Source organism: Sphingosinicella ginsenosidimutans (assembly GCF_007995055.1).
Lineage (GTDB): Bacteria > Pseudomonadota > Alphaproteobacteria > Sphingomonadales > Sphingomonadaceae > Allosphingosinicella > Allosphingosinicella ginsenosidimutans.
Window position 1 is genome coordinate 2990601 of record NZ_VOQQ01000001.1, and the last position, 12843, is coordinate 3003443.

Here is a 12843-nt window from a genome sequence, read left to right on the forward strand (position 1 = left end):
CTATCGACCCGTCGCCGCGCCGGCGGGGGGCGGCGACGGGGCACCGGTGGACGGATTGCCCTCGGGCGCGATTCCGCTTGCCGGCGCATCCTCGGCCGATGGTGGGGGTGCCGGGATTTCACCGCTGAGCCGCGCCGCCTGCAGCGCCTGGAGCCGCTCCTCGATCGCCGCGCGATAAGGCGCGCCGGCGGGCGCTTCGGCAAGAAGATCGCGCCAGATGCGCTCGGCCTCGTCGAAATGGCCGCCCTGCGCCAGCGCGAGCCCATAGAAGAAGCGCGGCCCGGGATGCTGCGGCGCGATCTGCTGCGCTCGCTGGAAAGCGAATTGCGCCGCCGGGTTCATCATTCCGCCGCCATGGACGACGAGCGCGTTGCCAAGCCCCACCCAGAGATCGGGATCGTTCGGCGAATCGCGAAGCCCGGCTTCGACGATCTCGACGCCGGTCTGCGTGTCACCGCGCCGCTGGAACCCTTCCGCCATCGTCAGCCATTGCGCCGCGCGGTCGAACCGGCCGAGCATGTCGCCGCGCATCTGGGCGAACTGGCTGTCGGGAACCTCCTCATGCTCGGGCCTCGGCTTCGGCGCGCCGGCGAGGTCGGGTCGCCCCTGCCAGGCGTAGCCGGCGAGCGCGAGCAGGATCGCCGCCGCCGCGAACTGGACCGCGCCCATGTCCCGCCGAAGGAAGAACCAAAGGCCGGCGCCGGTCAGCACGGCAAGGCCGATCATCATCACCCAGCCCATCAGCGCCTCCTCAGCCTCAGGCGTCCGCGAATGAGCAGGAGCCCGGCGATCAGCAGGAGCAGCGGCAGCCCCCAGAGCGGCCAGGTCTTCGGCTCGACGGGCGGCTGGAAGCTCACCCACTCGCCGTAGCGCGAGATCATCCAGGCGCGGATCTGGTCCGGCGTCTCGCCGGCCTGGATTCGCTCGCGGATCATCGAGCGCATGTCGCCGGCCATCTCTGCGTTCGAATCGGCGATCGACTGGCCCTGGCAGACGACGCAGCGGATCGTTTCCATCAGCGCCTTGGCCTGGCGCTCCTGGTTCGGATCGGCGAGCTGCACGTCGGCGAGCGGCGCCGGCGGCAGCAGCGAATCGGCGAGCGCCGGGCTCGCGACCAGCAGCGCGGCGGTGACAAGGGCCTTCCTCATCGCGCCGCCTCCCACGCCGCGACGATGGCCGGGATGTCGCTGTCCATGATGGCGCCGATATGCTGGTGGCGAATGACGCCGCGCCCGTCGACGATGAAGGTTTCGGGCACGCCGGCCGAGCCGAGCGAAAGCTGGACGCGCCGGTCGTTGTCGGCGCCGATCGCGCGGAATGGATCGCCATATTGGTCAAGGAAGGCGGCGAGGTCCTGGGGGCGGTCGCGCACGGCGATCCCGTCGATCGGAATGCCGCGCCGGCTGAGCTCGGCGAGCTGGACGGCCTCCGTCCGGCACGGGATGCACCAGCTCGCGAAGATGTTGACGAGGTGCGGCTGACCGTCGCGCAGGTTGCGGCTCGACAGGCCGGGCCGCCCGTCGAGCGCTGCAGCAAGGCTGAACTCGGGCACGTCCTTGCCGATCATCGCCGACTGGATCTGGTGATCGTCGGGCCGGTAGAGGCCGACGGCGAGCACGATGAAGAGCAGGCCGACGACGAGCACCGGGATCCACAGGATGATCCGTAGCCGCCTCATGCCAGCGCCTCCCCGCCCATGGCCGACGGCTGGCGCCCCCGCCGTTCACGAAGCACGCGGCCGATCAGCGACAGGAAGCCGCCGAACGCGATCATCGCCCCGCCGAGCCAGATCAGGGTCACCATCGGCTTCCACCAGAGGCGGATCTGCCAGCGCCCCATATCGTCGGATTCCCCCACATTCGTGTAGAGCTGCCCGTCGAGGAACGTGCGGATCGAGGCCTCGGTCGTCGGCGTCGGCGGCGCGCTGAACATCCGCGCCTGCGGATTGAGGGCGATCGGCCCGCCGGTACCGTTGCGCCGGGCGGTCATGCGCGCCTCGATCGCGGTCCAGTTGGGCCCGGCGACCGGCGCGACGCTATCGAAATGCACGACATAGGGGCCGACGGTCGCGGTCTCGCCGGGATGGAGCGCGACCAGCGTTTCCTTGTCGAAGGCGGTGGATATCGCCATTCCGGACAGGCTCACCGCGACGCCGAGATGGGCGATCACCATGCCCCAGGTGAAAAGCGGGGTGCGCCTCAGGTTGCGCTTCCACAGCGGCGCGAGGCTCGCGATGGCGGCCCCGGGGGCGATCGCCATGCCGAGCAGCGGGAGGATGCCGACCCCGGGCGCCAGCACGACGACAAGCAGCAGCGCTGCCGCGCTGACCAGCGTCGGCACCGCATAGCGATTGGCCAGCGCCCCGACTCCGTCGCGCCGCCAGCGCATCAGCGGGCCCATGCCCATGATCGCGACGAGGATGAGCGCAACCGATCCGGCGATCGGATTGAAATAAGGCGGGCCGACCGAAACCTTGGCCCCCATCGCCTCGGTGATAAGCGGATAGATCGTACCAACGAAGACGACGCCGAGGATCACCGACAGCAGCAGATTGTTGATGACCAGCGATCCTTCGCGGCTGAACAGATCGAAGCGCGAGCCTTCCTTCACCGTCCCGACGCGCAGCGCATAAAGCAGCAGCGCGCCGCCGATATAGATGACGAGCAGGCCGAGGATCACCGCGCCCCGGCGCGGATCGACCGCGAATGCGTGGACGCTGGTGAGGATGCCCGAGCGCACCAGGAAAGTGCCGATCATCGACATCGAGAAGGCAACCACCGCGAGCATGATCGTCCAGGCGCGAAGCCCGTCGCGCGTCGCCAGCACGGTGACGCTGTGCAAGAGCGCCGTCGCGGCGAGCCAGGGCATGAGCGACGCGTTCTCGGTCGGATCCCAGAACCACCAGCCTCCCCAGCCGAGCACATAATAGGCCCAGTAGGAGCCGGCGGTGATACCGATGGTGAGGAACACCCAGGCGGCCAGCACCCAGGGGCGCATCGCCCGTGCGAAGGTGGGCCCGACATCGCGCGTCACCAGCGCACCGACCGCGAAGGAGAAGGCGATCGAGATGCCGACATAGCCGAAATAGAGGGTCGGCGGATGGAAGGCGAGGCCCGGATCCTGGAGCAGCGGGTTGAGGCCATTGCCCTCGACCGGGATCGGGTTCAGGCGGTTGAACGGGTTCGACGCGAACAGGAGGAAGAAGTAGAAGCCGAGGCCGATCGCCGCCTGCGCCGCGAGCGTCGCGGCGAGCGTTCGCGGATCGAGCCGCCGCTCGAACAAGGCGACGGCGGCCCCGGCGATCGCGAGCACCGTCACCCATAGCAGCATCGAGCCTTCGTGATTCCCCCAGGCGCCGGCGAACTTGTAGAGCCAGGGCTTCATCGAGTGGCTGTTTGCCGCCACCAGCGCGACCGAGAGATCCGTGCGCAGGAAGCACAGGATCAGCAAGCCGAAGGCGAGCGCGGCAAGGGCGCCCTGCGCCACCGCGACCGCGCGCACGGCCCTGAGGTCCGCCGTCGTGTCCGCCGCCGGCCGCACCGCGGCGGACCCGAGATAGAGCTGGAGCAGCGACAGCGCCGCCGCCAGCCACAAAGCCGCAAGCCCCCCTTCAGCGATCATCGCAATGTGTCCGTTTCATGCTGGCCCCGCGCCTGGCGCATCACCGGCGGAACGTAATTTTCGTCATGCTTGGCGAGGATTTCGGTGGCGACGAAATGACCGTTCGGTTCGAACCGTCCCTCCGCGACGACGCCGCTGCCCTCGCGGAACAGGCTTGGCGGGATGCCGCGATAGGTGACGTTGATGACGTTCGGGGTCTCGTCGGTGACGACGAAGTCGATCGTCACGCCATCGGGTCTCCGCACGATCGAGCCACGGCGCACCATGCCGCCGATCCGCACCGCGCGATCGAGCGGCAGTCCCTTCGTCGCGACATCTCCCGGGGCGTAGAAGAAAGCGGCCCGGTCCTTGAGGCCGGACATGGCGAGCAGCACCGCGCCGAGCACCGCGACCACCGCGACGATCAGCAGGACAAGGCGCTGGTTCTTCGCCTTCATGGCCGCTGCCTCAGCTTGTCAGCGGCGGATTCGGCGCGGCGCATCGCGATCCAGCTCCATCCAGCGAGGACGATGGTGCCGAGTGCGACCAGCCCATAGGCGGCGATGACGAAGGGCCAGGGGTTCATTCGGCGGCCATGCGCTTCATCCGCGCCTCGACCTTCGTGCGCGCAAGCTCGGCGCGCATCCGCATCAGCACGATCGCCGCGAACAACAGGGTGAAGCCGATCGCCGAGCCGAGCAACGGCCACAGCATCTGCGGGGCGATGGCCGAGGTGCCGCGAAGGATGTCGATGCTCTGCCCCTGGTGCAGCGATTTCCACCACACGACCGAATAGTGGATGATCGGCAGGTTGATCGCGCCGACGAGCCCGAAAATGGCGGTGAGGCGCCCTTCCCCGTCCCTCTCCCGTTCGGCCCCTGCGAGCGCGATATAGCCGAGATAGAGGAAGAAGAGGACCAGCATGGAGCCCATCCGTCCGTCCCATTCCCAATAGCTGCCCCAGGTCGGACGCCCCCAGAGCGAGCCGGTCGCGAGCGCGAGCGCCGCGAAGACGGCACCGGGCACGCCGAGCGCACGCCCCGCGACCGCGGCGAGCGGATGACGCCAGACGAGCTGGGCCAGGCCCGCCGCGGCGATGCCCGCCCAGCCGCCCATGGCGAGCCAGGCGGAGGGCACGTGGATGTAGAGGATTCGCACGCTATCGCCCTGGAACCGCTCCGGCGGCGCGACGAACAGGCCGAACCACAGCGCGACCAGGATCAGCACGGCGCCCAACCAGCCGAGCCAGGCGGTGAGCGGTCGCGCTATTTTGAGGAAACGGGCCGGATTCGCGTAAACGTGCATGGTCGCGCGTTTGTTTAGCGAAGGCCCGCGGTGCGGGGAAGCGCCTTGCGCGCGCGATCAGCCGCGCCCGATCAGCCTTTGCGCCATCGCGTCGGCAACCGCGGCGGCGTTGCGGCCGGTCGCCTCGCTTTCCGCCCAGATTTCGCGCAGGCGGCCGGGGATCGCCTCGATCCGGCGGCGCACCTCGCTCTGGTCGCCATCCTTCAGATATTCGGTCGACACGTTGATGATGCCGCCGGCGTTGATGACATAATCGGGCGCATAGGTGATGCCGCGCGCCTGGATGCGATCGCCGTCCGCCGCGGTCGCGAGCTGGTTGTTGGCGCCGCCGGCGACGATCGGCGCCTGGAGCGCGGCGATCGAAGCCTCGGTCAGGATCGCGCCGAGCGCGTTCGGGCTGAAGACGTCCGCCGGAAGGGTCATGATCGCGTCGGTTTCCACGACCTCGCCGCCGACGTCGCGGGCGAGCGCCTTCGCCTTGGCGGAATCGATGTCGGCGATGCTGATGCGCGCGCCATCGGCCGCGGCGCGGCGGGCGAGGCCGGAAGCGACGCTGCCGGCGCCCTGGATCGCGATGTGCAGGCCCGACAGGCTGTCCTTGCCGAGTCCCTGCTTCACCGCCGCCTTGACGCCGAGATAGACGCCATAGCTGGTGTGCGGCCCGGGATCGCCGCCGACGCTGCCGTCGGGAACCGGGAGGCCGGCGACGTAGCGGGTGACGCGGGAGATCGCGACCATGTCGTCGACATTGACCCCGACATCCTCGGCGGTGACGTAGCGCCCGCCGAGCCCGTCGACGCCGCGCGCGAAGGCGGCGAGCATCTCGGGCGTCTTGGTCCGCCTCTCATCGGCAAGGATCACCGCCTTGCCGCCGCCGAGCGGCAGGCCGGCCATCGCATTCTTGTAGCTCATGCCCCGCGACAGCCGCAGCACGTCCGCGATCGCCTGGCCCGGTTCGGCATAGTGCCAGAAACGGGTGCCGCCAGCGCCGGGGCCGAGATGGGTCGAGTGGACGGCGATCACCGCCCTGAGGCCGCTCGCCCGATCGGTCACGAAATGAACGAGTTCATGCGCGTCGAAATCGGGAAAATCCCAAAGCGAATCCATCGGGCTCGGTCCTGTCGGCAGGCGGAATAGGAAATGGGGCGATCGACGGGACTTGAACCCGCGACCCTCGGTACCACAAACCGATGCTCTAACCAGCTGAGCTACGATCGCCACATGCGAGGTGCGCCGCGCACATAGGGGGGCGGCTCCCCCCGCGTCAAGGATCGTGCGTCAGGCGGCGCTGCGCGCCAGCGCCCGCGATCTCGCGGCGAAGAGTTCGGCGAGCTCGAGATGGCGGCGGCGCGCATCGTGCGAGCCGGCGGCGGCCGCCCATTGCCGATGCTCGTCCGCGCGGCGCGCATAATAGGCTTGATCGTCGTCCATTGAAGCTTTCCCCGGTAACCTCGCTCAAGCTAGGTGCCGGCTTCCCCGCCAGACAGCGGGGCGCGTCAGCCCGCCCGCCTTTCGAGCCGGGCCGTGGCGGCACCTGCGGTTATCCCGGTAACGTGGACCGCCTTTCGCCGGGACTTCTCGCCCGAGCCGATCGCGACGGCCGATTTCGGCACCCCGAGTTCCGCCGCGACGAGCGCGATCAACGCGGCATTGGCGGCGCCGTCCACCGGCCGCGCGGCGAGCCGGACGGCAAGGGCGGTTCGACCGCCGGCGTCGGCGACAGGCCCCACGATCTCGCTTCGCCTGGCCCGCACCGTCACCTTGACGGCGATGCGGATGCCCCCTTCTGACTCAGCGATCACGGCGCCCTTCCCCGGTCCAGCCAGGCGGCCGCCGCGTCCGGCGTGCTTTTGCCCGTGTCGCGATCGACCATGTAATTGGCCGCCCGCATCCGATCGACCGGGATCGACCCGATCAGCGGCGCGAGCGCGTCGGTGAAGCGGCGATCGCCGGCGCGGCGCGGCGCGACGAGCAGCAGGGCGTCGTAGCTTGGCAGCGCATGGCGCGGATCGGCCAGCGTCACGAGATCGAGCGCCGCGATCCGGCCGTCGGAGGAGAAAGCCGAAATGACGTCCGCCGATCCGTCGGCAATCGCACGGTACATGAAGGTCGGGCTGTAAGAGCGCTGGCTGCCGAAATCGAGACGATAGGCGGATTGGACCGCGCGCCATTCCGGCCGCGTCAGGAATTCGAGATCCGCGGCAAGCGCGAGCCGCGGCGCGGCGCGGGCGAGATCGTCGAGGCTGGCGATGCCGAGCGCGTCGGCGCGGCCCCGCCGCATCGCGAAGGCATAGGCATTTTCGAAGCCGAGCGAGCCGAGGATTCGGACATGGTCGCGCCGTTCCAGGGCTCGCGCGAGCGTGCGCCGCATCGCCGCCGCGTCAGGCGTATCGCTCCGGCCCAGGATATTGGCCCACAACGTCCCCGAATAATCGACATAGACGTCGATGTCGCCCGCGGCGAGCGCCCGATAGGCGACGGTCGAGCCGAGATTGTCGCGGCGCTGCGTCCGGTAGCCTGCGGCGTGCAGGCGGCGCTCGATCAGGCTGGCGAGGATATATTGTTCGGAGAAATTCTTGGCGCCGATCGTCACGATCTCGCCGCCGTCGGCCCTTGGACCGGGCGCGAAGGCGAGCGCGATTCCCGCGACGAGGATGGCGAGGCCCGCGGCGATCCGCCCCCTGCTACGCTGCGCGAGGCCCGATTCGACCAGCGCGAGGAGCCCGTCCGCCGCCAGTGCCAGCGCCGCCGCCGCGCCGCAGCCCACCAGGACCCGGACCCAGTTTTCGGTCTGCAGCCCGGAAAAGATGAGGTCGCCAAGGCTCGGCTGGCCGACCGTGGTCGCCAAGGTCGCCGCCCCGATCGTCCACACCGATGCCGTGCGGATGCCGGCGAGGATCACGGGTGCGCCCAGCGGCAGCTCGACCAGGCGAAGGCGCTGGCCCGCGGTCATGCCGATCCCGTCCGCCGCCTCGATGATCCCCGGATCGATTCCCTGGAGCGCGGCGACGCCGTTCCTGAGGATCGGCAGCAAGGCATAGAGGCTGAGCGCGAGCAGGGCCGGCAGGAAGCCGAGGGCCGGAATCGCAAGCCCGCTCGCGCGGCCGAGGATGAGCAGCGCTGGATAAAAGAGCGCCAGCAGCGCCAGCGCCGGCACGGTCTGGACCAGGCCGGCCAGTGCAAGCGCGGGCCTGCGGACCGCAGCGCTGCGCGCCGAGGCGATGGCGAGCGCGAGGCCGATGACCGCCCCGATCGCCACCGCCGATCCGCTCAGCAGCAGGTGCGCCTGCAACAAGGGAGGCAGCGCGACCAGCGAATCGGAGAGTGCCGGGCTCACAGCGCGGCGAGCCGCTCGGCCTGGCGGCGCGGCACCTCGACCAGGGCGCGCACCTCCGGATCCTCGATCCCGACCAGATCGGCGGGTGCGGCGTCGGCCCGCACGCGCCCATCGATCAGCACGATCACGCGATCGGCGAGCAGCAGCGCCTCGGCCATGTCGTGCGTCACCATCAAGGTGGTGAGGCCGAGCCGGTCGTGCAGCGTGCGATAGGCGCGGCCGAGCGTGTCGCGGGTGACCGGATCAAGCGCGCCGAACGGCTCGTCCATGAGCATCAGCGCCGGCGCGGCGGCGAGCGCCCGGGCAACGCCGACGCGCTGCTGCTGCCCGCCCGAAAGTTCGCGTGGAAAGCGCGTCGCCACGTCGCGCGGGAGCGCGACCAGATCGAGCAGCTCGGCGACTCGGCTGTCCCCCTTCTCGCCCATCAACCGGGGCACGATCCCGATATTTTCGGCGACGTTCATATGCGGGAACAGGCCGATGCTCTGGATCACGTAGCCGATGCCGTGCCGGAGTTCGGGAAGCGCCAGGTTCGCGGTGTCGCGCCCGTCGATCCGCACCGTGCCCGAATCAGGCACGACGAGGCGGTTGATCGATTTGAGCAAGGTCGTCTTGCCCGATCCCGACGGGCCGACCAGCGCGACGAACGCGCCCTTGCTCACGGACAGGCTGACGTTGTCGACCGCCAGGCGATCGCCATGACGGCGGCTCATCGAGTCGATCTCGAGGAATGGCGGGCCGGTCATCGGCGTGGCGTGGTGGGCGCGGTAGGGATTGAACCTACGACCCCACCCGTGTGAAGGGTGTGCTCTACCACTGAGCTACGCGCCCACGCGCACGAAGGAAGCGGCCCATAGCGGCCGCCTCCCCGCCTGTCCAGCGCCGAGGCCTAGCCGTTCACCGCATCCTTGAGGCCCTTGCCCGCCTTGAACTTGGGCTGGGTCGATTCCTTGATCTGCATCGGCTCGCCGGTTCGCGGGTTGCGTCCGGTCGACGCCTTGCGCCGGGAACAGGTGAACGTGCCAAAGCCGACCAGCCGGACCTCGTCGCCCCGCGTCAGCGCGCTGCTGATCGTATCGAACACAGCCTCGACAGCACGCGACGCTTCCCCCCGCGCCAGCCCGGTTACATCCGCGACGTGGCCGATAAGCTCCTGCTTGTTCATCGCTGACCCCTGCTTTCCCGAAGACTCGCGGCGCACGGCCGGAGAAAGGGGATTAAAAGCGAGCCGTTACGCGCAAGTCAAAAGGAAAGCGGCGAACGCCACACAAGCGCGCCGCTTCGGGACAGGCGGCCGGTCAATGCCGAACCGCCGCCCCGCCCCGCTCGTCGACCGCCGGCGCGATCTCGCCACGCGGCAGCGCCGCGAGCTCATCGGCCTCGGTCCACTCGATCGGCGCGACCGGCGCGACGAGCGCGTGGGTCAGCACCTCGTCGACATGGCTCACCGGCACGATCTCCAGCCCCTCGCGGATGTTCGCAGGGATGTCGGCCAGGTCCTTCTCGTTCTCGGCCGGGATCAGCACCTTGGCGATGCCGCCGCGGAGCGCCGCGAGCAGCTTCTCCTTGAGCCCGCCGATCGGCAGCACGCGGCCGCGAAGCGTGACCTCACCGGTCATCGCGACGTCGCGGCGCACCGGAATGCCGGTCAGCGTCGAAAGGATCGCGGTCACCATGCCGATGCCGGCGGACGGGCCATCCTTCGGCACCGCGCCCTCGGGCAGGTGGACGTGGATGTCCTTGCGGGCGAACAGGCTCGGCTTCACGCCGAGGCTCGGTGCCCGCGCCTTCACGAAGGAAAAGGCCGCCTGCACCGATTCCTGCATCACCTCGCCGAGCTTGCCGGTGGTGCGGATCTGGCCCTTGCCGGGGACCGTGACCGCCTCGATCGTCAAGAGCTCGCCGCCGACCTCGGTCCAGGCAAGGCCGGTGACCGCGCCGATCTGGTCCTCGTCCTCGCTGATCCCGTGGCGGAATTTCCGGACGCCGACGAAGTCGCCGAGATTGTCGGCGGTGACCACGACCGACTGCGCCTTGCCCTCCAGGATCTGGCGCAGCGCCTTGCGCGCGACCTTGGCGATCTCGCGCTCGAGCGTGCGGACGCCGGCCTCGCGGGTGTAATGGCGGATCAGCGCGCGAAGCCCCTCCTCGGTCAGCGCGAACTCGCCCTCCTTGAGGCCGTGGCTTTCGATCTGCTTGGGCAGCAGGTGCCGCTTGGCGATCTCGACCTTCTCGTCCTCGGTATAGCCCTCGAGCCGGATGATCTCCATGCGATCGAGCAGCGGCTGCGGCAGGTTCAGCGAGTTGGCCGTGGTCACGAACATCACGTCGCTGAGGTCGTAATCGACCTCCAGATAATGATCCTGGAACTTGCTGTTCTGTTCGGGATCGAGCACTTCCAGCAGCGCCGAGGCGGGATCGCCGCGGAAATCCTGGCCGAGCTTGTCGATCTCGTCGAGCAGGAAGAGCGGGTTGGACGTGCCGGCCTTCTTGAGATTGCTCACGATCTTGCCCGGCAGCGAACCGATATAGGTGCGCCGGTGGCCGCGGATCTCGGCTTCATCACGGACGCCGCCAAGGCTCTGGCGAACGAATTCGCGGCCCGTCGCCCGCGCGATCGAGCGACCGAGCGAGGTCTTGCCGACGCCCGGCGGGCCGACGAGGCACAGGATCGGCCCCTTCAGCTTGTTGGTGCGCGCCTGAACCGCGAGATATTCGACGATCCGGTCCTTGACCTTCTCGAGCCCGTAATGGTCCTCGTCGAGGATACGCTGCGCCTCCGCAATGTCGTGCTTCAGCTTCGATTTCTTGCCCCAGGGCAGGCCGAGCAGCACATCGAGATAATTGCGGCTGACGGTCGCTTCCGCCGACATCGGCGCCATCCCGCGCAGCTTCTTCAGTTCGCTCTGGGCCTTGCCCTTGGCTTCCTTGCTGAGCTTGATCCGGTCGATCTTGCGGGCGAGCTCCGCCAGCTCGTCGCCGCCGCCTTCCTCGCCCTCGTTGCCGAGTTCGCGCTGGATCGCCTTCAGCTGCTCGTTCAGATAATATTCGCGCTGGGTCTTCTCCATCTGGCGCTTCACGCGCGAGCGGATCTTCTTTTCGACCTGGAGCACGCCGAGCTCGCCCTCCATGAAGGCATAGGCCATTTCGAGCCGCTTCGACGGATCGAGCTCGGCGAGCAGCGCCTGCTTGTCGGCGACCTTGACCGCGATGTTGGCCGCGACCGCGTCCGACAGCTTCGAGGCCTCCTCGATCTGGCCGAGCTGCACCGCGGTTTCGGCGGGCAGCTTGCGATTGAGCTTCGCATAATTTTCGAACTGCTCGATCACCGAGCGCATCAGCGCCTGGACCTCGGCGCCCTCGACCTCGGCGGAGTCGATGGTCTCGACCTCGGCGACGAGGTGGCCGTCCTGGCGAGAAAGCGACTTCAGCGTCGCGCGCTGGCGGCCTTCGACAAGCACGCGCACCGTGCCGTCGGGAAGCTTCAAAAGCTGCAGCACGCTCGCGACCACGCCGAGATCGTAGAGATCGTCGCGATCGGGATCGTCCTCGCCCGGATCGAGCTGGGAGACGAGGAAGATGCTCTTGTCTGCCGTCATCGCGCTTTCGAGCGCCGCGACCGATTTGTCGCGACCGACGAAGAGCGGCACGATCATGTGCGGAAAGACGACGATGTCGCGCAAGGGAAGGACTGGATAGGTTTCGCTCACTTGGCACTCCGGAACGCGCGGAAGGCGCGGCTTTCCTCCCATATGGGGCCAAAGCCCTTACGCATCAATGAAGGGCCGGAGCGCCCGCGCAGAGCACGGCGATCGCAACGCGATCGTCGCGCTCTGCAAGAGAGCGCGAAGGCCGGCCGGCGGGTCGGCAAGCCGAGCCCGACCGACGTCACGCGATTCACTCGCGTGACGCCCCGCCGCGTCTTCGTCGCCCCGAATGTCACCCCCGTCGCAAGCGGGTGCTTTGCGATTGACCCATCCATCGGGCGGGGTTTAATTTCCTTGGCTCAACGAACTGAAGGGGTGGTACGATGCTTCGCGGAGCGATGCTGGCAATTCCCTTGGTGCTTGCGCCGATCCTGACGACCGCCGCCGCCGCCCAGAAGGGCGACGCGCAATCGGCCGCGCCGGCGGCGACGCGCGGCGCTTCGGGCGGCGGCTGCACCGATGAGCAGCGCGAGAATGCGCGTTCGCGGGGCCGTTCGATGGGTGGCATGCTCGGCGGCCTTGCCCGCGGCATTGGCGGCCGCGTCGGCGGCGCGGCGAGCATGGTGACCAATTTGCTGCCGGTCGATGAGATGCTCGGCGAGGCGATCGCCGGCATGCTCGACTGCCGCGAGCAGCAGCAGGCCGCCCGCGCGACCGAGGAAGCGACCCGCAGCGCCACCGTCGGCTCGACATCGACCTGGCAGAGCGACAGCCGGCCGGGCGTGACCGGATCGTCCACCGTGACGGCCGTCAACGCCAATTCCGCGCAGGGCGATTGCATGACCGTGACGGACATCGTCATCGTCGACGGCCAGGAAACGCGCGCGCCCAAGGAAATGTGCCGCCGCCCGCCGTCCAATCGCTACGTTCGGGTCTGACGCGGGACGTGCGCCC

15 protein-coding genes and 2 tRNA genes are annotated in these 12843 nt (G+C 68.9%); 1 reads left to right on the forward strand and 16 read right to left on the reverse strand.

Annotation, left to right across the window (positions count from 1 at the left end; translation table 11 throughout):
* The 16 genes from FRZ32_RS14890 to lon all read right to left on the reverse strand — a co-directional run bounded on the left by FRZ32_RS14890 (position 1) and on the right by lon (position 11952).
* Positions 1 to 741 carry a tetratricopeptide repeat protein gene (locus FRZ32_RS14890; protein WP_192901900.1) on the reverse strand — a complete coding sequence of 247 codons (741 nt, stop codon included), beginning with the start codon at positions 739 to 741 and terminating at the stop codon, positions 1 to 3.
* Positions 741 to 1148 (reverse strand): cytochrome c-type biogenesis protein, encoded by a 408-nt coding sequence (locus FRZ32_RS14895; protein WP_147044239.1) that lies wholly within the window; start codon positions 1146 to 1148, stop codon positions 741 to 743. The genes FRZ32_RS14890 and FRZ32_RS14895 overlap by 1 nt, the downstream gene beginning before the upstream one ends.
* Positions 1145 to 1678, reverse strand: a complete 534-nt coding sequence (locus tag FRZ32_RS14900; protein ID WP_147044240.1) for a DsbE family thiol:disulfide interchange protein — start codon at positions 1676 to 1678, stop codon at positions 1145 to 1147. The genes FRZ32_RS14895 and FRZ32_RS14900 overlap by 4 nt, the downstream gene beginning before the upstream one ends.
* Entirely contained in the window at positions 1675 to 3621 is a 1947-nt protein-coding gene (locus FRZ32_RS14905; protein WP_147044241.1) for a heme lyase CcmF/NrfE family subunit, read from the reverse strand. Before FRZ32_RS14905 ends, FRZ32_RS14900 begins: the two co-directional genes overlap by 4 nt.
* Positions 3618 to 4058 (reverse strand): cytochrome c maturation protein CcmE, encoded by a 441-nt coding sequence (gene ccmE, locus FRZ32_RS14910; protein ID WP_147044242.1) that lies wholly within the window; start codon positions 4056 to 4058, stop codon positions 3618 to 3620. The genes FRZ32_RS14905 and ccmE overlap by 4 nt, the downstream gene beginning before the upstream one ends.
* Positions 4055 to 4186, reverse strand: a complete 132-nt coding sequence (locus FRZ32_RS14915) for a heme exporter protein CcmD (RefSeq protein WP_147044243.1) — start codon at positions 4184 to 4186, stop codon at positions 4055 to 4057. Before FRZ32_RS14915 ends, ccmE begins: the two co-directional genes overlap by 4 nt.
* Positions 4183 to 4905, reverse strand: a complete 723-nt coding sequence (ccmC, locus tag FRZ32_RS14920) for a heme ABC transporter permease CcmC (protein WP_147044244.1) — start codon at positions 4903 to 4905, stop codon at positions 4183 to 4185. Before ccmC ends, FRZ32_RS14915 begins: the two co-directional genes overlap by 4 nt.
* A 57-nt stretch (positions 4906 to 4962) precedes the next feature.
* Complete coding sequence (locus tag FRZ32_RS14925; protein WP_147044245.1) at positions 4963 to 6012, reverse strand: Glu/Leu/Phe/Val family dehydrogenase; 1050 nt, start codon at positions 6010 to 6012, stop codon at positions 4963 to 4965.
* A 34-nt stretch (positions 6013 to 6046) separates the two neighbouring features.
* Positions 6047 to 6123, reverse strand: a tRNA-His gene (locus FRZ32_RS14930).
* A gap of 60 nt (positions 6124 to 6183) precedes the next feature.
* Entirely contained in the window at positions 6184 to 6336 is a 153-nt protein-coding gene (locus FRZ32_RS15370; protein WP_158635959.1) for a hypothetical protein, read from the reverse strand.
* A 65-nt stretch (positions 6337 to 6401) separates the two neighbouring features.
* A complete protein-coding gene (locus tag FRZ32_RS14935; RefSeq protein WP_205008272.1) occupies positions 6402 to 6707 on the reverse strand; it encodes a DUF167 domain-containing protein in 306 nt (101 codons plus the stop codon).
* Positions 6704 to 8242, reverse strand: coding sequence for an ABC transporter permease/substrate-binding protein (locus tag FRZ32_RS14940; protein ID WP_147044246.1), 1539 nt, complete (start codon positions 8240 to 8242; stop codon positions 6704 to 6706). The genes FRZ32_RS14935 and FRZ32_RS14940 overlap by 4 nt, the downstream gene beginning before the upstream one ends.
* Complete coding sequence (locus tag FRZ32_RS14945; protein ID WP_243445320.1) at positions 8239 to 8955, reverse strand: ATP-binding cassette domain-containing protein; 717 nt, start codon at positions 8953 to 8955, stop codon at positions 8239 to 8241. The genes FRZ32_RS14940 and FRZ32_RS14945 overlap by 4 nt, the downstream gene beginning before the upstream one ends.
* Before the next feature lie 43 nt (positions 8956 to 8998).
* Positions 8999 to 9073: transfer RNA gene (locus FRZ32_RS14950), tRNA-Val, on the reverse strand.
* A 58-nt stretch (positions 9074 to 9131) separates the two neighbouring features.
* Positions 9132 to 9407: an HU family DNA-binding protein gene (locus tag FRZ32_RS14955; RefSeq protein WP_147044248.1), complete on the reverse strand. Its 276-nt coding sequence runs from the start codon at positions 9405 to 9407 to the stop codon at positions 9132 to 9134.
* Between the two features lie 133 nt (positions 9408 to 9540).
* Positions 9541 to 11952: an endopeptidase La gene (lon, locus tag FRZ32_RS14960; protein WP_192901901.1), complete on the reverse strand. Its 2412-nt coding sequence runs from the start codon at positions 11950 to 11952 to the stop codon at positions 9541 to 9543.
* 320 nt (positions 11953 to 12272) lie between these two features.
* Here lon and FRZ32_RS14965 point away from each other — a divergent pair, with 320 nt between their 5' ends.
* Positions 12273 to 12827, forward strand: coding sequence for a hypothetical protein (locus tag FRZ32_RS14965; protein ID WP_147044250.1), 555 nt, complete (start codon positions 12273 to 12275; stop codon positions 12825 to 12827).
* Positions 12828 to 12843: the final 16 nt, after the last annotated feature.